Here is a 23,730-nt window from a genome sequence, read left to right as displayed (position 1 = left end):
GACGCCACCATGAATCTCGTCATGGCGAATACACATCCGGACACGACCGAGCTCCCTGAAGCCGCGCACCCCGACATGGCGAATGCATTGCGCGCTCTTGCGATGGACGCCGTGGAAAAGGCGAAGTCGGGCCATCCCGGCATGCCCATGGGCATGGCCGACGTTGCGACGGTGCTGTTCTCGCGCTTCCTGAAGTTCGACCCGACGGTACCGGACTGGGCTGATCGCGACCGCTTCATCCTGTCGGCCGGCCATGGGTCGATGCTGCTTTACGCACTGTTGCATCTGACCGGTTATCAAGGCGTCACGCTCGATCAGCTGAAGTCATTTCGGCAATTGGGTGCGCTGACCGCCGGCCATCCCGAGGCGGGTCACTGCCCGGGCGTCGAAACCACGACCGGCCCTCTGGGCCAAGGGATCACAACCGCAGTCGGCATGGCGCTGGCGGAGCGCATGCTGAATGCGCGGTACGGCGACGAACTGGTCGATCACTTCACCTACGTGATCGCCGGCGACGGCTGCCTGATGGAGGGTATCAGTCACGAGGCGATCGACCTCGCCGGCCATCTGCGCCTCAATCGCCTGATCGTGCTGTTCGACGACAACGGCATCTCGATCGATGGCGCGACCAGCCTCGCCACCTCGACGGACCAGTTGATGCGCTTCCGTGCCGCCGGCTGGAACACGACACGGATCAACGGCCACGATCCCGACATCATCGCCGGCGCCGTCGATGTCGCGCGGCGATCCAGCCGCCCAACCTTGATCGCCTGCCGCACCGTGATCGGCTACGGGGCGCCGAACAAGCAGGGCAGCGCCGCGACACACGGCGCGCCGCTGGGGCCGGATGAGATCGCCGCTACGCGCCGCGCGCTCGGCTGGCCCTACGATCCGTTCGAGATTCCAGAGCATGTCGCGGCGGCGTGGCGTGCGGTCGGTGCGAAAGGCCGTGCGACGCGCGCCGAATGGGAGCGGCGGCTTGCACAAGCGGAGCCCACACGGCGCCAGGCTTTCCTCGACGATTTGGCCGGTACGCTCAATCCGAAGCTCGCCCTCGGGTTGGAATCACTGAAGGCGCAGTTCGTGGACGAACAGGCAAAGCTGGCGACGCGACAGGCATCCCAGCGTTGCATCGAGGTCCTGACCAAGGCGCAGCCGAATCTGGTCGGCGGCTCCGCCGATCTCACCCATTCCAACCTGACCCAGGCCAAGGGTCAGCCGGTCGTGCAAGCGGGTGCTTTCGCTGGCAGCTACATCCATTTCGGCGTGCGGGAGCATGCGATGGCGGCGGTCCTGAACGGGCTCGCGCTGCATCGTGGTTTCATCCCGTACGGCGGCACGTTCCTGGTCTTCACCGACTATGCGCGCCCGGCAATGCGGCTCTCTGCTCTGATGCGCCAGCGCGTCATCTATGTGATGACGCACGACTCGATTGGCCTCGGCGAGGATGGGCCGACCCATCAGCCGGTCGAGCATCTGGCCAGCCTGCGCGCGATTCCAAACCTGTTGGTGTTCCGGCCAGCCGATGCGATCGAGACTGCCGAAGCGTGGGCGATCGCTCTCAAGTCGAAAGCCTTGCCCAGCGTCTTGTGCCTTAGCCGTCAGGCGCTGCCGCTGCTTCGTGGGGTCGGGGATCCGGAGCTTTCAGTCGTGCGCGGCGCCTACATCCTTCGCGAGCCGGCAAATGGCCGAGACGTCACCCTGCTGGCCAGTGGATCGGAAGTCGCGCTGGCGGTCGAGGCCGCGGATCGTCTCGACAGGGACGGCATAAAGGCGGCAGTCGTCTCGATGCCCTGCTGGGAGCTGTTTGCCGCGCAGCCGCGCGCCTACCGCGCCGCCGTGCTGGGAGGTGCACCGCGCATCGCGATCGAAGCCGCCGTCCGCGATGGTTGGGACCGCTGGATCGGACCGGACGGACTTTTCGTCGGCATGGAAGGGTTCGGTGCGTCGGCGCCGGCCGAAGCTCTCTATCGTCATTTCGGCATCACGGCGGACGCCATCGTCGCAGCCGCACGGCAGATTGTCACTGCAGGAGAGGAATGATCATGGCTCGCATCACGTTGCGCCAGTTGCTGGATCACGCCGCCGAGTTCGGCTACGGCGTGCCCGCCTTCAACATCAACAACATGGAACAGGGCCTTGCGGTGTGCGAGGCGGCCGCTGTGGTCGATGCGCCGGTCATCCTGCAGGCCAGCCGTGGCGCGCGCTCCTATGCCGGCGACATCATGATCGTGAAGATGCTCGATGCGCTGGAACAGATGTTCCCTGGCGTTCCGATCTGCCTGCACCAGGACCATGGCAACAGCCCGGCCACCTGCATGTCGGCCCTGCAGCTCGGCTTCACATCCGTCATGATGGATGGCTCGCTCACGGAGGATGCGAAGACGCCGGCCAGCTACGACTACAATGTCAGCGTGACACGCCGAGTGGTCGAGATGGCGCATTGGGTCGGCGCCTCGGTGGAGGGCGAGCTCGGTTGTCTCGGCTCGCTGGAAACCGGCCAGGGTGAAGCCGAGGACGGCCATGGCGCCGAAGGCAAGCTGGGACACGATCAGCTGCTGACCGATCCGGACCAGGCAGTCGATTTCGTCACGCGCACCGGCGTCGATGCCCTCGCCATTGCGATGGGCACCTCGCACGGCGCTTACAAGTTCTCGCGCAAGCCCGATGGCGCGATCCTGGCCATGGGGGTGGTCGAAGAGATCCATGCCCGCCTGCCCAACACGCACCTGGTGATGCATGGCTCCTCCAGCGTGCCGCAGGAGTTGCAGGAGCTGTTCAACGCCGCCGGTGGTGCCATGCCGCAGACCTGGGGTGTGCCGGTGGAAGAGATCGTGCGCGGCATCCGCCACGGCGTGCGCAAGATCAACATCGATACCGACTCGCGCCTAGCGATGGCAGCGGCGATGCGCGGCGTCGCGCACAAGAACGCCGCGGAGTTCGATCCGCGCAAGTTCCTGCAGCCGGCCCGCGACGCCATGCGCGCGCTCTGTAAGCAGCGGTTCGAGGAATTCGGCACGGCCGGCAACGCCTCGCGCATCAAGCCGATCGCTCTTGCCGACATGGCCAAGCGATACCGCGGCGGCCAGCTCGACCCGCGCATCGCCGGCGCCAAGGCAGCCTGACACGGTTCAAGGAAAGGATAGAGAGATGAGCAGCAGCGACGTAAGAACCAAGGCCGACCGCTACAAAGCCGGTGTCATGGAATACAAGCGCATGGGCTATTGGGAGCCGGACTACCAGCCCAAGGACACCGACATCATAGCCTTGTTCCGCGTGACACCGCAGGACGGCGTCGACCCGATCGAAGCGTCGGCGGCAGTCGCCGGCGAATCCTCGACGGCGACCTGGACGGTGGTGTGGACCGATCGCCTGACCGCCTGCGAGAAGTACCGCGCGAAGTGCTATCGCGTCGACCCGGTGCCGAACGCGCCGGGGCAATATTTCGCCTATATCGCCTACGACCTCGATTTGTTCGAGCCGGGCTCGATCGCGAACCTGACCGCGTCCATCATCGGCAACGTGTTCGGCTTCAAGCCGCTGAAGGCGCTTCGGCTCGAAGACATGCGGCTCCCCACCGCCTATGTGAAGACCTTCCAGGGCCCGGCCACCGGCATCGTGGTCGAGCGCGAGCGCCTCGACAAGTTCGGCCGGCCGCTGCTCGGTGCCACGGTCAAGCCAAAGCTCGGCCTCTCCGGTCGCAATTATGGCCGGGTGGTCTACGAAGCGCTGAAGGGTGGGCTCGACTTCACCAAGGACGACGAGAATATCAACTCGCAGCCCTTCATGCACTGGCGCGAGCGCTTCCTCTATTGCATGGAGGCGGTGAACAAGGCGCAAGCGACCACCGGCGAGATCAAGGGCACCTATCTCAACGTCACGGCCGCGACCATGGAGGACATGTACGAGCGCGCCGAGTTCGCCAAGGAACTGGGCTCCGTCATCGTCATGATTGACCTGGTGATCGGCTACACCGCCATCCAATCCATGGCGAAGTGGGCGCGGCGCAACGACATGATCCTGCACCTGCATCGCGCCGGCCACTCGACCTACACGCGGCAGAAGTCGCACGGCGTCTCGTTCCGCGTCATCGCCAAGTGGATGCGTCTCGCGGGCGTCGACCACATCCATGCCGGCACCGTGGTGGGCAAGCTGGAAGGCGATCCGGCCACCACGCGCGGCTACTACGACGTCTGCCGCGAGGACTTCAACCCGACGAAGCTGGAGCACGGCCTATTCTTCGATCAACCCTGGGCCTCGCTCAACAAGGTGATGCCGGTCGCTTCCGGCGGCATCCATGCGGGCCAGATGCACCAGCTGCTCGACCTTCTGGGCGAGGACGTGGTGCTGCAGTTCGGCGGCGGCACGATCGGCCATCCCATGGGGATCGCGGCCGGCGCCACTGCCAACCGCGTTGCGCTGGAAGCGATGGTCCTCGCCCGCAACGAAGGACGCGATTTCGTGAACGAAGGGCCTGAGATCCTGAATGCAGCAGCCAAGCACTGCCTGCCGCTACGCCAGGCGCTCGATACCTGGAAAGACGTGACCTTCAACTACTCATCAACAGACACGCCGGACTTCGTGCCGACCGTCACGGCCGCCGCGTAAGGAGAAACCATCATGCGCATCACACAAGGCGCCTTCTCGTTCCTGCCCGATCTCACGGACCAGCAGATCGCGGCCCAGATCGACTACTGCCTCGGCAAAGGCTGGGCGGTGAACATCGAATTCACCGACGATCCGCACCCCCGCAACACGTATTGGGAGATGTGGGGCCATCCGATGTTCGACATCAAGGATGCGGCCGGCGTCATGCTGGAGCTGCAGGCCTGCCGCAAGGCCTATGGCGATCGCTACATCCGCCTCTCGGCGTTTGATGCCAGTCATGGCTGGGAATCGATCCGCCTCTCCTTCATCGTGAACCGGCCGAAATCGGAGGACGGCTTCATGCTGGAGCGGGAAGAGGGTGCGGGGCGGCGCATCCGCTATCGCACACGCGCCTACGCCACCGACCGGCCGGAAGGGGCGCGCTATGACTGAACCGGTTGTGCCGGAGACGGTGCCGACCAGCATCGATCTGCGCCGCGAGTATGAGGAAGCCGGGATCGGCGAGGTGTTCCGCCAGCTCGATTCTGAGTTGGTTGGCCTCGCCCCGGTGAAGCAGCGGATCCAGGAAACCGCAGCGCGCCTGCTGGTGGAGCGGGCGCGCCGCAAGCTCGGCCTTACAGACGAACCGCCGACCCTGCACATGAGCTTCACCGGCAATCCGGGCACCGGAAAGACCACGGTCGCGCTGCGCATGGCCGACCTGCTGCATCGCCTCGGCCTCATCAGGCGTGGCCATCTGGTGACGGTCACACGCGACGATCTGGTCGGGCAATATATCGGCCACACCGCGCCCAAGACCAAGGAGGTGCTGAAGCGCGCCATGGGCGGCGTGCTCTTCATCGACGAGGCCTATTATCTCTACCGGCCGGAGAACGAGCGCGACTACGGACAGGAAGCGATCGAGATCCTGCTGCAGGTGATGGAGAACCAGCGCGGCGACTTGGTGGTGATCCTGGCCGGCTATGGCGACCGCATGGAGCGCTTCTTCGAGAGCAACCCTGGTTTTCGCTCCCGCATCGCGCATCACATCGATTTTCCGGACTACGCAGACGACGAGCTGCTGCAGATCGCCGAGCTGATGCTGGCCAAGAGCCACTACAAACTCTCGGGCCACGGCCGCGCCGCACTGGCCAAATATATCGAGCAGCGCCGGCGCCAGCCGCACTTCGCCAACGCGCGCTCCATCCGCAATGCGCTGGACCGCGCGCGCCTGCGGCAAGCCAACCGCTTGTTCGAGACGTCCGATGGACCGATCGATGCCATCGCGCTGTCTACCATCGAGGCAGCCGACATCCTCGCCAGTCGCGTCTTCGCAATCGCCGGACAGGATCAGAAGGTGGCGCAGTGATGCCTCCCCTCTGCATTGCACCTTCGATCCTGTCCGCCGACTTCGCGCGGCTTGGCGAGGAAGTGGCGGCGGTGGACCGCGCCAAGGCCGATTGGATCCATCTCGACGTGATGGACGGCCATTTCGTGCCGAATCTCACGTTCGGCCCGCCGATCGTGCAGGCGCTGCGCCGCTTCAGCACGAAGCCGTTCGACGTGCATCTCATGATTTCGCCGGTCGATCCCTACGTCGAGGGATTCGCCGCGGCCGGCGCTGACCTGATCACCGTTCATGCCGAAGCAGGACCGCATCTCGACCGCTCCCTTCAGGCGATCCGGGCGCTCGGCAAGAAAGCCGGCGTCGCGCTCAATCCCGCCACGCCGGTCAATACGATCGAGCATGTGCTGGACCGCCTCGACCTCGTCCTGGTGATGAGCGTCAATCCAGGCTTCGGCGGACAGGCCTTCATTCCCGCCGCGATCGAGAAGATCCGGCGGGTGCGCGCCTTGATCGGAAACCGGCCGATTGAGATCGAGGTCGATGGGGGCATCACGCCCGCCACCGCGCCGCAGGTCGTCGCAGCCGGTGCGACCGTTTTGGTCGCCGGCTCGGCTGTCTTCAAAGGCGGGACCGAGACGACCTATCGCGCCAATATCGAATCTCTGCGGGCAGCGGGCCGATCCGCAAAGGCCGCTTAGCGCGCCTCGGCCAGAACGAGCCGCACTGGTTCGCACCTTTGACCAAGCTGTGATTTTTCCGTGCAGCAAAGGTGCGTCGACCGTTGGGTTCTTTTCTGATTAGTTCCTTCCATGAAGTCGCTGATCCGAAACCGGCCGGCCCCGCCTTTCCGGCTACTCTTCCTTGTGCTTCTACTGTCGCTGGGAGCACACCCAGGCGTTGCCCTTGAGTACAAGACCGAGTTGGCGCCGATCGAGGACTCTGTCCTGGAGGAAGCGGCCAGGGCCAGTTCCGTGTTGATCGAGCTGGGGGCCAAGCCCCCCGATAGCCTCTACGGTCTCTACCGCCGCGCACAGGAGGATGTGGAGCGGCTTCAAAAGGCCTTGCGCTCCTCGGGTTATTATAATGGTACGGTGTCCGTTCTGGTTGCTGGTCGGCCGGCCGAGGCATTGCCTCCAGCGGATGGAGAGCCCGCGCCCGAAACCGTAATTCCGGTGACGATCGAGATCCGTCCGGGCAAGCTCTATCACCTGCGCGAAATCCGCATCACTGGCGGAGAGGCACTGCCGGAGAAGCTGCAGCCGGAACTGGCGCCGAAGGCACCCGCGCGCGCCGCCGACATCATGGCGGAGCGGGATCGGCTGCTCAACGCGGTGCTCGCCCAAGGTTACCCCTTCGCGTCCGTGAATCTCGAGCCGGCTGTGGTGGACCACGAGGATCGGTCGGTGTCGGTCCACTATGTGGTCGATTCCGGTCCGCCGGCCACGCTCGGCGATATCCGCGTGAAAGGTCTCGATCGCGTGGACGCTGATTTCGTCAATCGCCGTGTGGCCAAGTTCGAGGGGAGGTCGTACGCGCCCAGTGAGATCGCCAGCCTGCGGGACGATCTCCGGTCCCTCGACGTCTTTGAATCCGTGAAGATCACGACGGCGGAGCGCGTAGATGAGGCCGGCCGGCTGCCGGTCGATATCGAGGTCATCGAGCGCGACCGGCGCTTCATCGGCTTCGGCGCCAACTATTCGACCAATGACGGCGCCGGGGCCAAGGCCTATTGGGGCCATCGCAACCTGTTTGGCGGCGCGGAGCGCCTGCGCCTCGATGCCGACATCTCCGGTCTCGGCGAGAACGAGCTGTCGGAGCCCAATTATGGCGTCTCGGCCGATTTCGCGAAGCCGGACTTTCTCAGCGAGCAGCAGACGTTGCGCAGCAATCTTGCGCTGGTGCAGGAGTACGATTCCGAGACCTTCGACCGGAAAGCAGCCACCTTGACGCTCGGGCTGGAACGCCGGCTCAGTGACACGTTGAACGTCAGCTTTGGCGGCGAGGCGGAGATCTCGCGTATCACGGACGACGGCGTGACCAGGAATTTCGAGCTGTTCGGTCCCACCGGCGCCATCAACTACGACACCAGCAATGACCTTCTGAACCCGACAAAAGGTGTCCGGCTCGGTTTGACGGGCGCAGCATTCCCGGAAGTCATCGGCTCCAGCCAGGACGTCTTTCAAACCCGGGCCGCCGGCAGCTCTTATCTCGATCTGTCGGGCAGCGGGAACCTCGTGCTGGCCGGCCGGCTTTCTGTCGCGAGTGTTTTCGGCGGATCCATTGATGAGTTGCCGCAAGACCGGCTGCTCTATGCCGGCGGAGGCGGTTCGGTGCGCGGCTATGAATTTCGCTCCATCAGCCCCCTCGACGAGGATGGCGACCCAACCGGCGGGCGCAGCCTGGTCGAAGGCAGCATCGAGGTGCGCTACCGCTTCCTGGAGGATTACGGCATTGTTCCATTTTTCGACGCCGGAACCGTGACGGAGGAGGTGTTCCCCAGTTTTAATGAAGACGTGCAATATGCGGCCGGCCTCGGCTTCCGCTATTACTCGCCGATCGGCCCGATCCGCGCCGATGTTGCCGTTCCGCTCAACCCGCGCGAGGATGACGATCCGGTGGCGTTCTACATCAGCATCGGGCAGGCATTCTGATGCGCCGCGCGATCTATATCCTTCTCTCGATCATCGGCGTTCTCCTGCTGCTGGTCGCGGGCCTGTTCGCGGCGTTGCAGACCGGTTTCGCGCGCGATCAGGCGCGGCTTCTGATCGCCGATATGACGGCAGGCACCTCGACGCACGTGCGCCTGGACGCGATCGAAGGGCTCTTGCCGTTCGACATGCGGCTGATCGGCATTAGCCTGTCGGATCGCGATGGAACCTGGCTGACGGCTGATCGCGCCAGCGTGAGGTGGCCGCCACTGGCCCTGCTGTCCGGGCGCCTGCAGATCGACGAGATCGGGGCCAGCACCATCGATCTGGCGCGGCCGCCGGTTGCGGACGGGCAGGCGCCTGAGCCCGCGCCGTCGGGGCCGTTGGTTCCGGAGCTGCCGGTCACAATCGATCTGCGCTCGCTGTCCATCGAGCGTCTGGCGCTCGCGGCACCGATTCTCGGCGAGCCCGCCGCACTCTCCCTTCAAGGGAGCGCGAAATTCGGCGAACCTGCTGAAGGCTTGTCGGTCTTGCTCGCGATGCGGCAGCTCGCCGGCAATACCGGGACCGCGACAATCGATCTGGCCTATCGACCGAACGAGGACTTCTTCCGTCTCATGGGCAAGGTTGATGAGCCGCAAGGCGGCGTGCTGGGGAAGCTGATAGGATTGCCCCGGGGCAGCAATCTGCAGATCGCGCTGGAGGGCGAAGGTCCGCTTGAAGCTTGGCAGGGTCACGCGAATGCCAAACTCAACGGCAAGCAGCTGCTGGATCTGACAGCCGATGTGCGCGGCGACGATGCGCGCACGATCACGTTCGCACTGCAGGCTGCACCCGATGAGTTCGTGCCCGAGAAAATGCGGCCGCTGATTGTCGGCGGCGTCAACGCAGAAGGTACCGTCGAGGTCAGGCCGGGCGGCGGCACCATTGGTGTGTCCGGAATCTCCGCGACCGCCGCGGCGGGACAGGTGAGCGCATCCGGTGTCCTGGGCCTGACCGAGCCGGGCGATCTATCCGTGACGGGCGTGCTCGCGGATTCAAGCCCATTCGCAACGCTCGTACCTGATATCACCTGGTCGGGCGCGAACCTGCAGGCGCGTCTGCAGGGCCCGATTGATCGGCCGCATGTCACCGGTGAGATCGTAGCGCAGGCTCTTGCGCCGGCTGACCTGCGCATCGGTACGACCAAACTCACGTTTGATGTGTCGGCCGAGCAGGGGTTCGAGCAGCCGATCGGCGTTCGCGCCGATCTGCATATGTCGGATTTCACCGCCGCGGACCAGCGGCTTGCCGCGCTCTTGACAGACGGTGCTCACCTGAGCCTGGCGGGCAGCTTGGATCAGGCGGGTACGCTCGTTGCGGACAAGCTGGAATTGCGGGGCGCGAAGCTCTCACTCTCCGGCACGGCGCGGGCCGAGCAATGGGGCGCGGCGGCGCGCCAGGCTGACGCGACGCTCACCATCGCCGATATCTCCGCCATCGGAGGACCTCTTGGCTTTCCCGGCGTGGGCACGGCCGAAGTCACACTGAAGCTCGCTCCGGCCGAGAGTGGCGAGCGTCTGGAGGTGAGTGGAACGAGCCAGGCTCTGTCGCTCGGCATGCCAATCGCGGATCGGCTGCTGGGGCAGTCGCCAAGCTTGCATCTGGTGCTCACCGGCAACCTTCCTCAAGAGATGACGATCAGCACAGCGCAGCTGGCCGGCGCGAAGGCGCGGTTCGACGCGCAGGGTACGTTGGCGCAGCAGGATCTCGATCTCACGTTCACCGCCGAACTGCCAGATACGGCCGCGATCGATCCGACGCTGCGGGGCGAGATCACGCTGGGCGGCAAGGTCTCCGGGACAATGGAGGCACCCACACTGGTGGCGGAGCTCAAGTCGCCGGCCCTGACCATCGCGGATCGCCGCTTGCAGCAAGTGAGGCTGAACACGACTGCGGTCGATCTGCTCTCAAACCCGGACATCGCGTTGGAAGGCACCGCGACGCTCGACCGCCTGCCAACCAAGGTCGCGACCAAGGTGGCGATCGAAGGCGAGCGGATCGCCGTACCGAATCTGGTGCTCACCCTCGGGCAGACCAGGATGACAGGCGATTTCGTGATGGCGGGTGGGCTGCTGACGGGGAAGGCCGATCTCAATGCGCCTGATCTGCGCGAGCTTGGACAGCTGGCGGGCACTGCCGTGAGCGGAGATCTCTCCGCAAGCCTCCAGCTGAATGACTCAAATGGTTGGCAGGGCGCGATTCTATCTGCCACAGGCCACCGAATTGCCGCAGCGGACGCCTTCACCACGCGCAGCCTCGACGTAAGGGCCACGGCGGACGATCTGTTTGGAGCGCCCGCCATTACGGCCGATCTCGATCTGGCTCAGCCGACGATCGCGGATCGCCCATTCACTGAGGCCTCGCTAAGGGCGAAAGGTCCCCTCTCGGCGCTGCAGACCCGTCTGTCGCTGGCCGGCACCGATCTCACCGCGGCGGCCGCTGCCGAGATTGCGCAGATCGCAGACGGCTATCGCATCAACCTGCAAACGCTCACGGCCGACGTAAGCGACGTTCAGGTGAAGGCTGAGCGCCCGGCGACCATCGAGGTCGGCGCCAAGGCAACTCGCATCGATGATTTCGTTCTGGCCATCGAGGATGGCTCAGTTCGGCTGGACGGATCGGTCGCTCCGGACGACATGCAGCTGACCGCCGCGGTCCAGTCGCTGCCAGTCTCCATCGCGCGCGCTTTCGCTCCGGATCTTCCGATCACGGGGCGTCTCGATGGGGAGGTGCAGGTAAGTGGCACCCCCGCCGCGCCCAGCGGACGCTTCACGATTGCCGGCAAAGGCATCGGCGCCACCGGCGTGGCGGAGCAGCAGGCGGACCTGCAGGTTGCCGGCACCCTGCAGCAAGGCAGATTGGAGCTGAATGGCGAACTGAAGCCGAAGAGCGGCGGAACGCTAGCGTTTACCGCCGCATTACCGAGCCTGACATCCGATGCGCGCCTCGAAGCCGGTGCGAAGGGGACGTTCGATCTGCTGCTGGTCGACGCTTTTCTCGCCGGAGGCGCCGATCGCGTCCGAGGCAAGGCGGAACTCGATCTGTCGGCCACGGGCAGGCTGAGTGCGCCGGAGCTGCGCGGCAGTCTGCGCCTCGTGGACTCCCGCTACGAGAATCTGCGCTATGGAATCAAGCTGCGACGGATCGAGGCGGATATCCGCGCCGAGGGGCCGGCGATTCAAATTGCCAGCCTATCCGCCACCACGCCGGGTGGTGGCCACATCACCGGCGAGGGGCAGGTCGATCTCGCGCGCGGCATTGAAACGGCGCTCACGATCCGGGCGCAGAACGCCACAATCCTGGACACGGATCTCGCGGCGGCGACCATCGACAGTGATCTTGCGATCAGCGGCAACCTGCAATCACGCATGAAGCTGGGGGGCAGCGTGAAGATCGTAAAGGCCGACATCCGCGTGCCTGACCACCTGCCGCCCAGCGTGCAGGAGATCCAGGTGGTGGAGGTCAACGCGCCGCCGCGAGTGGCGGCCCGTCTCGCCGAGCATGACCAGCCGCCGCAGCAGACCGTGATCGTGGATTTGGACCTGGCCGTCGGCGCGCCGCAGCAGATCTTTGTGCGTGGACGTGGGCTGGATGCTGAGCTGGGCGGTAACATCCACATCGGGGGAACGAGCGAGAAGCCTGAGATCGACGGCGCGTTCAAGTTGCGGCGCGGATCACTCGACATCGCAGCCAGACGCCTGGAATTCACCGAAGGTCAAATGACGTTCGAGGGCGGGGATCAGATTGACCCGATCCTCGATCTGACCGCCGTCACGCGCGCGCAGGACCTGGAGGTGACGGCCAAGGTCGAGGGATCGGCCCGCGCGCCGCGCATCACGTTGTCATCGGTGCCCACCATGCCGGAGGACGAGATCCTGGCGCGCCTGCTGTTCAGCAAGTCCGCCGGCGCGCTCAGTGCCTTCGAGCTGCTGCAGCTGGCGCAGGCGACGGCCGACCTTGCGGGCGTCAGCACCGGCCCGGGCGTGCTCGACAAACTGCGGAAGAGCACCGGTCTCGATCGCTTGTCGCTGGAGCAGGCGGAAGGTACCACCGGGCCGAGCCTGACGGCCGGCCGCTACGTGGCGGAAGGCGTCTATGTCGGCGTGTCGCAAGGAGCCAAGGCTGGGAGCAGCGCCGCCACGGTAGAGATCGAGGTGACGCCCAACATCAAGGTGGAGACCGAGATCGGCGCCAACGCCACCAGCAAGGCCGGCGTCAATCTGGAGTGGGATTACTAAGGCTCGGACCTCATGGTCTCTCTTGAACGAAGGCGCGGCTTGTTCCACCTTTAGGCCGTGATAGACCAGCAGGCGCCGGCTCCCATGAGCGATTTGGCCAAGCTGACCATTTGGGACGATCCAGCGATCCGCAGCGCACTCTGCTGGTACCTCGATGTCGCGGAGAACCGGCGCCCGGCGAAGTTTCGCATTGCCGCAACGATTGCTACTGAGATCGATCCCGCGGCGAGCGATGAGGACGCGCTCTGGGCGGAGCTCGATCGCCTGACGCCGGTCTTTGTCGCGCGCTGGCAGGATATCCGCGCGGGCGCGCCGCTGCTGTCACAGGCGGACGGACCGAGCCTCCTGGAGCTATGCCGCGAACTTGCCTACCGCATGCTCGGCCACTGCAATTTCTGTCCCTGGAACTGTCGGGTCGACCGGATCGCAGGAGTCAAGTTCGGCGCATGCAAGCTCGCCTCCGGTTCGCGGGTCAGTTCACACTTCCATCATACGGGAGAGGAGCTGTTCTATCGCGGTACGGAAGGGTCCGGCACGATCTTCTTCACCTCCTGCAACATGCGTTGCGCATTCTGCCAGAACGGCGACATCAGCACGGACAAGGATAACGGCGAGGAGACGGATCCGCGCACGCTGGCGGCCATGGCGTGGACATTGCGCAGCGAAGGCTGCCACAACATCAATTGGGTCGGTGGCGAGGTCGTGATCCATCTGCACGCCATTGTCGCAGCCATCGTGCTGCTGGGCCGCGGCTTTGTGCCGACTCAAGCTGAACTGGCGCGAGCGCGCAGGACCAAGGCAGATCGCTTCTGGTGGTTCGAAGAGGTGCCCGGCGCTGGCGTCTATGACGGCCTGTTCAACGCGCCGATGCTGTGGAACAGCAACTTCTTCATGACGCCGGAAAGCATGAAGATCCTGCGCATCCTCACAGACGTGTGGCTGCCGGATTTCAAATTCGGGCCAGGTCGTTGCGCGATGACGCTGGCGAAAACGCCATCGTACTGGGAGACCGTAACGCGCAATATTGCCCTGCTCGACGAATGGGGCGAGGATTTCTCCATCCGCCACTTGGTCATGCCCAATCACGTCGCGTGCTGCACATATCCGGTCCTGGAATGGATTGCCGAGCATGTGCCGGCCGCGCCGGTGAATGTGATGGAGCAGTTCCATCCCGACAACTTCTGCGATCCCGCTGATCCCAAATACCGGGATCAATACGCGGAGATCGCCCGCCGACCGACCCAAGCAGAACTCGGCAACTCCTGGCGCCACGCCCGCGAACTTGGCCTCCGGTTCGAGACCGCGTCCTTTGATCGGCGAGGCGATTTCCTGACGCAGGCAATGCTGGAGACCTGAGGGTGTGGCAGGCTCTTAGCTGCCAATCAGCACATCTCTGGCTTGATTGAGCTTGGCAGCCAGATAATCGGACCCGCCGTGATCCGGGTGCAGTTTCCGGATCAGCTTGTGGTACGCTTCACGAATCTCTGCGTCGGTGGCTCCTGGCGCAAGGCCAAGCACCTGCAATGCCTCCTCTCGGGTCATCGTTGTTGACCCAGGTTTCGGTGCGGCATCTTCGGACGACTGCTGACCGGACGTCGCGCCGCGCCAACTAGCGCCGTGGATCCGGTCGAGGTAGGCCTCGATCAGCGGTACCCCCTCCGGGTCGTCAACCAGGCAATCTGCTCTCACCTCGAGCAGCTGCTCGAGCGTCAGTTTGCTCAACAGCGTGTCGCGATGCTTGCCGGAAAGCACCAAGCCGTCGAATGCGCCGGTATCGTGGTCGAGCGCCATGCGTAGATGTTTCGTATCGATGCGCGAGGTCTTTCCCGCCGGCTGGTTCGGTGACGCCCCAAATACGGGCCACAGGGCGCGCCATCGCAGTGTCAGGGGAAGAATGGCTCCAATGCCGACAAAGACGGAGCCGAGCGGCACTCGCAACAGCAGCAACAGGGCGCCGAGTGCTGCCGAGATCATGGCAACGCGCTGAACTGCGCGGGTCAAACCAGCCGGATCGGCCGACGCATAAGTCCGCAGCATGAAGATAATGCCGGCCAGTATGAAGAGACCGAGCAGAAGGTAGGTCGTCAACATCGGTATGCGGGTCGCTATGACTTTGCGACCTGTCGCGCAAGGAGGAGAGTCGCACCGCCGGCTCGTCGGCTGTAGTCTTCCAGCGCCGCCCGCCCCCCTGCGGCATAGACCGCGACAGCGCTGAGGAGTTCGCGCAGCTGCTGTGCACTGTTGGCATCGAATGCACAATACGCCCCGCGCGTCAGGTGTGCGATTTGCCGGAAGGCTTGCGCAGCTTTTGGATCGCGTCCTTCGTGAAAGATGAATGTCGGTACGCCGAGCAATCCCAGTTCGCCTGCTTGGTGGCACAGCGCGTCGACATCTTCCTCCATGCAGTCACCAACGAAGACAAGTGCATTGATTTTTTGGCGCTTGGTTTCGGCGATCGCAGACTTCAAGACCCTGCCGATCTGCGTCTTGCCACCAAGGCAGGCAATGCCACTCATATGCTTCAGCAGATCTGCGGCCTCGCTGAACCAAGGGCTGGCGCCAAACCCGGCAAAACCACGGTAGTACACAACCTGAATGTCGAGACCACCCAGCGCCGCAGTCTCCCGGAACATTTCTGCCTGGATATGACAAGCCTGATCCCACGTCGGCTGTCGGCTGGCCGTCGCATCAAGGGCAAACATCAGCCGGCCACGCCGGCCCGGCCCGGGTCGAACCGCAGGCGTCGCTGCGAGCTTCTTGAGGAAGGCATCTACCTCGGCGCCCTTCGCGGGCATTCCGGGCAGCTTGTCGCGATCATTCGACATGATCTCGGTACTCGATTGCCCGATAGATTATTCTATACCATCCGCAAACACTTTGGGGGCGGAATATGTCGGTCACCCATGTATATTGGTGGCAAAGCTGGCGGTTTGTAGGCCCTGGACAGCGTGCCGAGGATCACGTGGCGCCACGGAGGCGGCCAAAGAGCAGCGCCGCTGCACCGTAAAGGCCGATTGCCACCGCCAGGACAGCGGTGAAGCCGATATGCATGGCGAGCAGACTGGCTGCTACAGCCGACACGACCGACGCGCAGCCATTGATGCCCCAGGCCCACGGCAGGAGCGCCGGCGTTCTCTCCGCGACGCGACTGAGGCCGAGCGGAAAGGGAAATCCCATCGCAAAGCCCAGAGGCGCGACTAGGCCCGCTGCAACGGCGGACTTCGCAAGCAGTGGCCACCCCATCAGGGTGTCGAACACAAGCGGCAGCAACGCAACATAGCCCGCGCCAATGGCGACGATGGCGCCAACGGCCAAGATGATCGTCGCCCGTGGCCAGCGCGCGGCGGCGCGCGTGGAGAACCCGCTGCCAAGTCCGGCAAAGACGAGAAAGCCTGCGAGCGTCACGGCGATCGCGGTGAGCGGGTGGCCGAGAAACAGGCTGAAGCGCTGGATGAATGCGATCTCGATGAACAGGAAAGCGAAGCCAACCAGCAGGAAGTAGAGCGCCACGCTCATCCAGCCAGATGCCGGCACTCGTTGCTCGTGTCGAAGCCACAGCAGCGGTATCAGGATAAAGATGCCGGACAGCACGATGGCCTGCAACAGCGCCAGGATGAGAACAAGATATCCAGCATCGACGAAGACGAACCCGGCCTGTCCTTTCATCGCTGCCAAGTGCGGCAGAAGGCTCCATCTGAAGAAACGAAAGAAGAATGGCTGATCATCGGTCGCCGGCCGGATGTCGAACCGGTAGTTCGCGATGAAGTCTGATCTTGCGGGGCCAAGCAGCGCAACGGCTGCATCATAGAGCGTCGGCTTCGCCATGCGGTTGAAGCGATTGGTCTCGCTGGCGCGTATCCCAGCGAACCACGCGAGATCGAATTGCCGATCGCGCGCAAAGGTGCGCGCTGCCGCTATCTCGTCCCGGCTGAACGGAGCATCCTTGATCAGCAGTGTCGCCGTGTTCCAGCTGTGCAGGAGGACAAGCTGCTCGGCAGGATCGGCGGCGCCGTTGGCTCGGAGCGCGGCGGTGGCGATGGCGAAGAGCTTGAAGGTGTCGCGCGGCGGATTGCCCAGCCAGCGCGTGATGGCGAGCATCCCGTTGGGAGCAAGGTGGCCGATATAGGCTTGGAATGCTTCGATCGTGTAGATCGGGCTCTCGCTGAGCGCCTGCGCGCCGGCGGTTGATGTGGCGAAGGAATCGAGCAGAGACAGGTTGATCAGGTCCCAGCGTTTCCTGCTCGCCTCGACAAAGCTGCGCGCTTCGGCCATATGGAGAGCGACCGCCGGATGGTCATAGATGCGGCCTGCGAAATCGGCGAAGTCGTGGCGGACAAGGTCGGCGAGCTGGGGGTTAAGCTCGACCGCATCGATGTGCGATGCGCGGTGATAGAGGGCCTGCAGCACATCGGCACCGCCACCGGCACCGAGCACGAGAGTCTCAGGCCGGTCGAGCAGGTGGTAGGGCAGTGCAGACGTCTGCTGGTCGAGATAGCCGATGGGCTCCAGATCGCCGGTAGAGCGCGTGATGGGCGTCACGCCCTCTCCGTCCGTGAAGACACCAAGCTGCGCTGGCGGCATCAGCGTCGTGGCGAGGCTCAAGCCCGGCGCGATGCGCAGGGGCACCTTCGGACTTTCGATCACAGACAGGCGTCCGAGCGGACCGCTGCGCTCGGCGATCACGCGGGCTTCCGGTGCGGTCAGAGCCAGACTGAGGCTCTTGTAGGGTGAGGGCGTCGGCGCGAGCCACGCCGCCGGCCAGGCGAGCGTCGCGGGCACGGCGACTACAAGGATCGCCGCCGCTGCCCAATGCCGCCTTTCTCGAGTCACTGCAAGTGCTGCCGCTCCGAAACCGCTGGCTGCGATGACCCGCAAGCAATCCTCGAGCGGTAATACGAACGTGGCTGCGACGACGCCGAGCGCACCCGCGCCGGCGCCCATCAGGTCGGCGCGGTAGATGGCACCGATGTGCCCCGGCCAGACAGCGAGCGCCAACGCGATCGCGCTGGCGGCGGCAAAGAACGGCGCCGCCAGGATCAGATACATCGTGGCCAGATAAAGCTGCTGATGCCAATCCCAGATGACCTCGAGCGGATTGAATGGCACGCGCTGTGCCAGCACGTAGCATCCGATGACGGTGACCCCGAACAACATGGCCAGCACGGCAAAGCTCGTGCCGAAATGCGGGATCAGGCGGTGCTTGACAAATACCAGGAAGGTTCCACTGGCGCCGTAGCCGAGGAGCGCCAGGCTGATGATCATGTAGACGTAGTGGTGCCACAGCGTGATCGCGAACAGTCTGGTCAGGAGGATCTCGTAGGCGATCGCTGCGAGGGAAAGGAGTGAAACGGCCGCGAGCAGCGGCATCGCTACTGCGCGCTCGTGAGCGGCACGAACGAGACCGGCAGCAATGCCTCGGTGCGGACCGTCCCGTCCGCCTGCTTCTCGATCAGCATCAGCTGCTGGGTCATGAAGGCAGCACCGACAGGAATCACCATCCGGCCGCCCGGCTTGAGTTGCTTGATCAACGGCGGCGGGACATGCGATGCCGCCGCGGTCACGACGATGCCGTCGAACGGCGCCGCATCGGGCCATCCGAAATAGCCGTCGCCCTCGCGTGCGCGAACTGTGTCATAACCCAGGTCGGAGAGCCGTTTCGCCGCCTGGTCGGCTAGGGCCGGGACAATCTCGATCGTGAAGACCTCGTGCCCCAGTTCCGCAAGGACTGCCGCCTGATAGCCGGAACCGGTGCCGATCTCCAGCGCGCGGCTGTGTGGTTCCAGCCGCAACAGATCGGTCATCAGAGCGACAATGTAGGGCTGGGAGATGGTCTGCCCGTAGCCGATCGGCAGCGGGCGATCGGAATAGGCCAGGTCCTGCAGATGTGCCGGAACGAAGGCGTGGCGCGGTGTGCGACGCATGGCATCAAGCACACCGGAATCAAGCCTCGTCGGTGTCGCGCCACCACTGACTTGCTCCGAGATGGCCTCGATGGTGCGCACCATCTCCAGCCGGACAGCCGAGTATTGATCGGCTGCCACCGGCGCCGCTGTCGCAAGCGAGACGGCGAGCATGGCTGCGATCACCAGCCGGCAGGAAAGTCGCGTCATGTGCAATCCTCGAGAGCACGCATGCACCAGACCGATGCACCTCCGCCTCATGAACCGCCGAGGGAACTATGTGCTCCAGCCCGACGCTTGCACGGAGAGCGCGCGGCGGCGGTGACCCCACCCGCCCGGCGGGCCGTCGAACACGCCAGGGCAGGGAACGTCGCAATCCCTGCAGCGGCCATCGTCGGTCAGGTTCCAGGCTGTCAGATCGTACCAGTCGCGGCCGATCAACAAGGCGCCGCAGGCCTGGCAGTAGGTGCTGTCGCCTTCCGGATCGTGGACGTTTCCGACGTAGACATGGTGCAGGCCCGCCGCACGTCCGATCGTGCGGGCCATGCGTAGGGTCGCTGGCGGCGTCGGCGGTGTGTCCAGCATTTTCCAGTCCGGGTGGAAAGCCGTGAAATGCAACGGCACGTCCGGTCCCAGGTGCTCCATGACCCAGGCGCTCAGCGCCTCGATCTCGGACGGTGAATCGTTCTCACCCGGAATCAATAGCGTGGTGATCTCGAACCACACCTTTGTTTCGTGCCTCAAGTATTCCAGCGTTTCCAGCACGGCGCCCAGCTGGGCCGAGCAGAGATTCCGGTAGAAGCGCTCGGTGAAGCCCTTGAGGTCAATGTTCGCGGCATCCATGTGGCGGAAGAACTCGACCCGCGGCTCGGGACAGATATAGCCGGCGCTGACCGCAACGGTCCGGATGCCGCGCGCACGGCAGGCCACTGCGGTATCAATGGCATACTCCAGGAAGATGACCGGGTCGTTGTAGGTGAAAGCGACGGAGCGGCAGCCATTCGTGACGGCCGCATCGGCGATCGCCTCGGGCGAGGCCCTCTCCTGCAGGCGGTCGAACTGGCGCGCCTTGGATATGTCCCAGTTCTGGCAGAACTTGCAGGTCAGGTTGCAGCCCGCCGTACCGAACGACAGCACGGCCGTGCCCGGCAGGAAATGGTTCAGCGGTTTCTTCTCGATCGGATCGATGCAGAAACCCGAGGAGCGCCCATAGGTGGTGAGGACCATACGGTCGCCCGACCGGGCTCGTACGAAGCACAGGCCGCGCTGCCCCTCATGCAACCGGCAATAGCGCGGGCACAGGTCGCACCGGATGCGGCCATCGTCCAGCCGATGCCAATAGCGTCCTGGAACGCCGTCGAAGGACAGAGCTTCCATCGCAAGCCGACCGGCTATTCGTGATCTGTTCGGATTATACTCGTCATCGGCGCCTCCGGGCTACGTGCAGTGCTATCGCATATGAGGAACCCACGACGAGAATACTCCCCCGCGAGGCAGGGCTATCGCATATGGCTGCTGAAGCACGAACTGCAGTTCCCTCCCCCGAGGCGGGGGAGGGTTGGGGTGGGGGCGACGGCGGTTCAGCTGGACACAATCTTCGGCGGAGAGAACAACCCCCACCCCAGCCCTCCCCCAGCTTGGGGGAGGGAGAAATGCGACGTGCATCAGCAAATGCGATAGCTCTGCCCCGCAAGCGAGGAAGGGGCGTTTTCCTTGACATGGATATTCATGCGATTGCCCTGGGCCACATGGAGGACGAGGTCCGACACCTATGACCTGTCGTCGCAGCCACCCGCCAGCTGCCGATTCAGCGGCGGATCCCAAAAAAAATGGATGACCGGCGTTCGCATGGGATCTCATTCGCGCTATCTTTGGTGATATAGAACCAATCGAGGTTGCCACGTGTTCCTGACCGCCGTTGCCGTCGCCATCATCGCGGCCTTCCTGCTCGACATCTGGCTGAGCCGCCGACAGATCCGCCACGTCCTGGCCCATCAGGAGCGCGTGCCCTCGGCCTTTCGCGACGCGGTGTCTGGCGAGGATCATCGAAAGGCGGCGGCCTATACCGTGGCAAAGCAGCGTTTCGGCATGAAACGCGACGCCGCTGGTGCAGTCCTGAGCCTCCTGCTCCTGGTCGGAGGCGGGTTCGCATTTATCCACTCTACCGTCACGACGACAGTCGGGACCGGTTATCTGGGCTCTTTGGCCCTCGTGGCGGCCATCGCAATCATCGGCAGCCTGGTGTCTCTGCCGTTCGACTATGTCCAAACCTTTTCGATCGAGGAGAAGTTCGGCTTCAACCGCATGACCAGAAGGCTCTTCTTCATCGATCTCGCAAAGTCCGTGGCGCTCGCGATTCTCTTCATGACGCCGCTCGTTCTTGCGGCCGACTATGCGATGCGGCAGCTGGGCTCATGGTGGTGGCTGGCTCTCTGGGGGATTTTCGTCGCGTTCAATGTGCTGGCGCTGCTGATCGTACCGACCTTCATCATGCCGCTGTTCAACAAGTTCGAACCGGTGGAGGACGAATCCCTGAAGGCCCGGATCGAAGCGCTCATGAAGCGCTGTGGATTCCGCGCCAAGGGCCTCTTCCGCATGGATGGCAGCAAGCGCTCCAGTCACGGCAACGCCTTCTTCACCGGATTCGGACCTTCCAAGCGGATCGTCCTGTTCGACACGCTGATGGAACGGCTGACGCCCGACGAGATCGAGGCGGTGCTTGCCCACGAGCTGGGCCATTTCAAGCTGCGGCATGTCTTGCGGCGTGTGGTCGCCTACTTCGGCCTCAGTCTTCTTGTTCTCGCGTTCCTCGGCTGGCTTTTCCGCGAGCGTTGGTTCTACGAAGGCTTCGGGATCGATCCGGCGATGGCGCGCGACATGCCGCTGACCGGCATGCTGCTGTTCTTCCTGGTCTTCCCGCTCGTTTCGACATGGTTCAGGGCAATTCCAAACTATGTCTCGCGCCGGCACGAGTTCCAAGCCGATTCCTATGCCGCCAACCACGCCAGAGCCAAGGATCTTGCTACGGCCCTCGTCAAGCTGCACCGCGACAACGCGTCGACCCTGACGCCGGACCCGATCTATTCGGCGGTCAATCACTCGCACCCGAGCGCTGCCCAGCGGATCGCCAAGCTCGCAACGTGATACGTGCGAGGCCCGAGGAGATGCGCGTCGGGTGCGCCGGGTGGACCGTCCCCACGCAACACGCGCCCTTGTTTCCGCCTGCGGGGAGCCATCTCGAACGCTATGCGCAGCGTTTCACCGCGGTCGAGATCAACAACTCGTTCCGTCGGCCGCATCGGCAATCGACCTACCGGCGCTGGGCGGCCACCGTCCCGGAGGGCTTCGCCTTTGCCACGAAGGCGCCGCGGACGATCACGCACGACCTTCGCCTGGTCGACGCCGGCCCGGCCCTCGACGCGTTCCTGGCGCAAGCGCGCGGGCTCGGCGCCAAGCTCGGGCCGCTGCTGTTTCAGCTGCCGCCAAGCCTTGCCTTTGACGAATCGCTACACCGGTCGTTCTTTCACACGCTCCGGGCAGGGTTCGATGGAAACGTGGCCTGTGAGCCGCGTCATCGCGGTTGGTTCACCCGACGGGCCGATGATCTGCTCAAGGAGTTTCGAATCGCCCGGGCCGCCGTGGATCCGGCAATCGTCGATGCAGCTGCCGTCCCTGGAGGATGGGACGGGCTGATCTATTTCAGGCTACACGGGTCGCCACGCGTCTATTATTCGGAATACACGGAAGACCGGCTCGAGCAGCTCGCACGCCAACTGATCGCCACGTGCGACGGCCAGGCCCCTATTTGGTGCATCTTCGACAACACCGCCTCCGGCTCTGCGACGGTCAATGCGCTCGGGCTTCAGGCGCGTGTTCGGAACCATCTACCTTAGATGGCTGGGCAGGGACCACCGGACGGACAAGGCCGGCGTCAGTCCGAACTTGAATTGTCGGGCTTGGCGCAGGAAGCGACCCGCGCGAGCGCCAGCCGCGCCACGTCACACATGAATTCATAGTCCAGCGTGTCAGGCGTATCAGAGGCGAGATGATAGTGCGGGTTCCGAAATTCCGAGGTATCCGTCCACATAATGGCTGGGACGCCGGCCTGCCAGAAGGGCGCATGATCGCTGCGATTCAGATCTCCAAAGACCTTTTCCAGTCCCAGATGGACCTTGAGTGCGGCGACGGGGGACTGCGGAACGTAGCACGCAGCGAGGCTTACCAGCTCTTCGGCAATGGCGTTTGATCCGCTGTTTGCCAGGAGCCCGAGAAAGTCGCCGACCGTTGGAGCGAGAAGCGGCGGCAATCCCGACGGCATCCTTTGCGACTTGGGAGCGCGGTCTCGATAGCCCACCATCTCGAAGATGTGCGCTTCACGGACGCTACCTGCAGCCTGCCGCGTCAGATGAGCTACGAAGTCCTTGCTGCCGAGAAATCCATCCTCTTCCCGATTGAAGAACACGATCATGACTGATCCGAGATTATGCCGCCGGATCAGCCGGGCGCATTCAAGGCAGACCGCAACCGCGCTGGCGTTGTCATCGGCTCCTGGCGTGCTCGGCACCGAATCGTAATGTGCCCCAAGCAGAAGGAATGGACCGTCGGCGCCGCCGGTCGAGGTCAGGACGACATTGTCGAACTCGCCCTGCAGCGTCGGCTGATAGCCGAAGTCTTTTGCGAGCTCCATAAGCAGATCCCGCGCCCTGCGATTTGCCCGGTTCTGGGCGGAGTAATGCCGCGGAAACGCCAGCCTCTCCACGAACGCGCGAAGGTTTTCGCCGGAGACTTCGACCAGGATGTCCGCAACGACCGGGTCAACGTTGGCCGCCCTGCGGTTCTTGGAATGAATGATATTCATGCATCTCCCGAAAGTAGCCGCCCGCGCGATTGTGCCACCGACACAATGGTCGCATCAAACGGGTGGCAGTGCTATCGGGATCCGTGGCCCGCGGCTTTGGCGCGGGTGC

Annotated in this window: 17 protein-coding genes; 11 read left to right on the top strand and 6 right to left on the bottom strand. The window is 64.1% G+C overall.

Annotated features, from left to right (window positions below; translation table 11 throughout):
* The first annotated feature begins 9 nt into the window (after positions 1 to 9).
* The 9 genes from tkt to DTX69_RS01020 all read left to right on the top strand — a co-directional run bounded on the left by tkt (position 10) and on the right by DTX69_RS01020 (position 14,219).
* Entirely contained in the window at positions 10 to 2,043 is a 2,034-nt protein-coding gene (tkt, locus tag DTX69_RS01060; protein ID WP_407643965.1) for a transketolase, read from the top strand.
* Between the two features lie 2 nt (positions 2,044 to 2,045).
* Positions 2,046 to 3,125: a class II fructose-bisphosphate aldolase gene (gene fba, locus DTX69_RS01055; RefSeq protein WP_119300011.1), complete on the top strand. Its 1,080-nt coding sequence runs from the start codon at positions 2,046 to 2,048 to the stop codon at positions 3,123 to 3,125.
* A 25-nt stretch (positions 3,126 to 3,150) separates the two neighbouring features.
* Positions 3,151 to 4,608, top strand: coding sequence for a form I ribulose bisphosphate carboxylase large subunit (locus DTX69_RS01050; RefSeq protein WP_119299635.1), 1,458 nt, complete (start codon positions 3,151 to 3,153; stop codon positions 4,606 to 4,608).
* Between the two features lie 12 nt (positions 4,609 to 4,620).
* Positions 4,621 to 5,040 (top strand): ribulose bisphosphate carboxylase small subunit, encoded by a 420-nt coding sequence (locus tag DTX69_RS01045; RefSeq protein ID WP_119299634.1) that lies wholly within the window; start codon positions 4,621 to 4,623, stop codon positions 5,038 to 5,040.
* Positions 5,033 to 5,956 carry a CbbX protein gene (gene cbbX, locus DTX69_RS01040; protein ID WP_119299633.1) on the top strand — a complete coding sequence of 308 codons (924 nt, stop codon included), beginning with the start codon at positions 5,033 to 5,035 and terminating at the stop codon, positions 5,954 to 5,956. Before DTX69_RS01045 ends, cbbX begins: the two co-directional genes overlap by 8 nt.
* Positions 5,956 to 6,633 carry a ribulose-phosphate 3-epimerase gene (gene rpe / locus DTX69_RS01035; protein ID WP_119299632.1) on the top strand — a complete coding sequence of 226 codons (678 nt, stop codon included), beginning with the start codon at positions 5,956 to 5,958 and terminating at the stop codon, positions 6,631 to 6,633. The genes cbbX and rpe overlap by 1 nt, the downstream gene beginning before the upstream one ends.
* Positions 6,634 to 6,744: 111 nt before the next feature.
* A complete protein-coding gene (locus DTX69_RS01030; protein ID WP_119299631.1) occupies positions 6,745 to 8,586 on the top strand; it encodes an autotransporter assembly complex protein TamA in 1,842 nt (613 codons plus the stop codon).
* Positions 8,586 to 12,863: a translocation/assembly module TamB domain-containing protein gene (locus DTX69_RS01025; RefSeq protein WP_119299630.1), complete on the top strand. Its 4,278-nt coding sequence runs from the start codon at positions 8,586 to 8,588 to the stop codon at positions 12,861 to 12,863. Before DTX69_RS01030 ends, DTX69_RS01025 begins: the two co-directional genes overlap by 1 nt.
* Before the next feature lie 84 nt (positions 12,864 to 12,947).
* Entirely contained in the window at positions 12,948 to 14,219 is a 1,272-nt protein-coding gene (locus DTX69_RS01020) for a radical SAM protein (protein ID WP_119299629.1), read from the top strand.
* A 15-nt stretch (positions 14,220 to 14,234) separates the two neighbouring features.
* Here the strand turns inward: DTX69_RS01020 and DTX69_RS01015 are convergent, their stop codons facing one another.
* From DTX69_RS01015 to amrS, 5 genes are all read right to left on the bottom strand, one after another.
* Complete coding sequence (locus tag DTX69_RS01015; protein WP_119299628.1) at positions 14,235 to 14,954, bottom strand: DnaJ domain-containing protein; 720 nt, start codon at positions 14,952 to 14,954, stop codon at positions 14,235 to 14,237.
* A 14-nt stretch (positions 14,955 to 14,968) separates the two neighbouring features.
* On the bottom strand, positions 14,969 to 15,688 hold the full coding sequence (locus tag DTX69_RS01010; RefSeq protein WP_119299627.1) for a vWA domain-containing protein: 720 nt from the start codon (positions 15,686 to 15,688) through the stop codon (positions 14,969 to 14,971).
* Between the two features lie 133 nt (positions 15,689 to 15,821).
* Positions 15,822 to 18,230: a polyamine aminopropyltransferase gene (locus tag DTX69_RS01005; RefSeq protein ID WP_119299626.1), complete on the bottom strand. Its 2,409-nt coding sequence runs from the start codon at positions 18,228 to 18,230 to the stop codon at positions 15,822 to 15,824.
* A 2-nt stretch (positions 18,231 to 18,232) separates the two neighbouring features.
* Complete coding sequence (locus tag DTX69_RS01000) at positions 18,233 to 18,868, bottom strand: protein-L-isoaspartate(D-aspartate) O-methyltransferase (protein ID WP_407643967.1); 636 nt, start codon at positions 18,866 to 18,868, stop codon at positions 18,233 to 18,235.
* Between the two features lie 171 nt (positions 18,869 to 19,039).
* Positions 19,040 to 20,140: an AmmeMemoRadiSam system radical SAM enzyme gene (gene amrS / locus DTX69_RS00995; RefSeq protein WP_119299624.1), complete on the bottom strand. Its 1,101-nt coding sequence runs from the start codon at positions 20,138 to 20,140 to the stop codon at positions 19,040 to 19,042.
* A gap of 525 nt (positions 20,141 to 20,665) precedes the next feature.
* Here amrS and DTX69_RS00990 point away from each other — a divergent pair.
* Both DTX69_RS00990 and DTX69_RS00985 read left to right on the top strand, forming a co-directional pair.
* Positions 20,666 to 21,907, top strand: coding sequence for a M48 family metallopeptidase (locus DTX69_RS00990; protein ID WP_119299623.1), 1,242 nt, complete (start codon positions 20,666 to 20,668; stop codon positions 21,905 to 21,907).
* A 68-nt stretch (positions 21,908 to 21,975) separates the two neighbouring features.
* On the top strand, positions 21,976 to 22,656 hold the full coding sequence (locus tag DTX69_RS00985; protein ID WP_284735475.1) for a DUF72 domain-containing protein: 681 nt from the start codon (positions 21,976 to 21,978) through the stop codon (positions 22,654 to 22,656).
* A gap of 38 nt (positions 22,657 to 22,694) precedes the next feature.
* Here DTX69_RS00985 and DTX69_RS00980 read toward each other — a convergent pair whose 3' ends face one another.
* Positions 22,695 to 23,621: a M20/M25/M40 family metallo-hydrolase gene (locus tag DTX69_RS00980; RefSeq protein ID WP_119299621.1), complete on the bottom strand. Its 927-nt coding sequence runs from the start codon at positions 23,619 to 23,621 to the stop codon at positions 22,695 to 22,697.
* Between the last annotated feature and the right edge of the window lie 109 nt (positions 23,622 to 23,730).

Origin of the sequence: Dongia deserti, from assembly GCF_003574735.1 — a bacterium.
In the GTDB taxonomy this organism is placed as follows: Bacteria; Pseudomonadota; Alphaproteobacteria; order Dongiales; family Dongiaceae; genus Dongia_A; species Dongia_A deserti.
Note: the sequence above shows the minus strand (reverse complement) of the source record. Positions and strands in the feature narration are given on the sequence as shown.

Bases quoted from the DNA above. Each gene is read 5' to 3' on its own strand.
- tkt (WP_407643965.1), top strand. From the start codon at position 10: ATGAATCTCGTCATGGCGAATACACATCCGGACACGACCGAGCTCCCT.
- fba (WP_119300011.1), top strand. From the start codon at position 2,046: ATGGCTCGCATCACGTTGCGCCAGTTGCTGGATCACGCCGCCGAGTTC.
- DTX69_RS01050 (WP_119299635.1), top strand. From the start codon at position 3,151: ATGAGCAGCAGCGACGTAAGAACCAAGGCCGACCGCTACAAAGCCGGT.
- DTX69_RS01045 (WP_119299634.1), top strand. From the start codon at position 4,621: ATGCGCATCACACAAGGCGCCTTCTCGTTCCTGCCCGATCTCACGGAC.
- cbbX (WP_119299633.1), top strand. From the start codon at position 5,033: ATGACTGAACCGGTTGTGCCGGAGACGGTGCCGACCAGCATCGATCTG.
- rpe (WP_119299632.1), top strand. From the start codon at position 5,956: ATGCCTCCCCTCTGCATTGCACCTTCGATCCTGTCCGCCGACTTCGCG.
- DTX69_RS01030 (WP_119299631.1), top strand. From the start codon at position 6,745: ATGAAGTCGCTGATCCGAAACCGGCCGGCCCCGCCTTTCCGGCTACTC.
- DTX69_RS01025 (WP_119299630.1), top strand. From the start codon at position 8,586: ATGCGCCGCGCGATCTATATCCTTCTCTCGATCATCGGCGTTCTCCTG.
- DTX69_RS01020 (WP_119299629.1), top strand. From the start codon at position 12,948: ATGAGCGATTTGGCCAAGCTGACCATTTGGGACGATCCAGCGATCCGC.
- DTX69_RS01015 (WP_119299628.1), bottom strand. From the start codon at position 14,954: ATGTTGACGACCTACCTTCTGCTCGGTCTCTTCATACTGGCCGGCATT.
- DTX69_RS01010 (WP_119299627.1), bottom strand. From the start codon at position 15,688: ATGTCGAATGATCGCGACAAGCTGCCCGGAATGCCCGCGAAGGGCGCC.
- DTX69_RS01005 (WP_119299626.1), bottom strand. From the start codon at position 18,230: ATGCCGCTGCTCGCGGCCGTTTCACTCCTTTCCCTCGCAGCGATCGCC.
- DTX69_RS01000 (WP_407643967.1), bottom strand. From the start codon at position 18,868: ATGGTGCGCACCATCGAGGCCATCTCGGAGCAAGTCAGTGGTGGCGCG.
- amrS (WP_119299624.1), bottom strand. From the start codon at position 20,140: ATGGAAGCTCTGTCCTTCGACGGCGTTCCAGGACGCTATTGGCATCGG.
- DTX69_RS00980 (WP_119299621.1), bottom strand. From the start codon at position 23,621: ATGAATATCATTCATTCCAAGAACCGCAGGGCGGCCAACGTTGACCCG.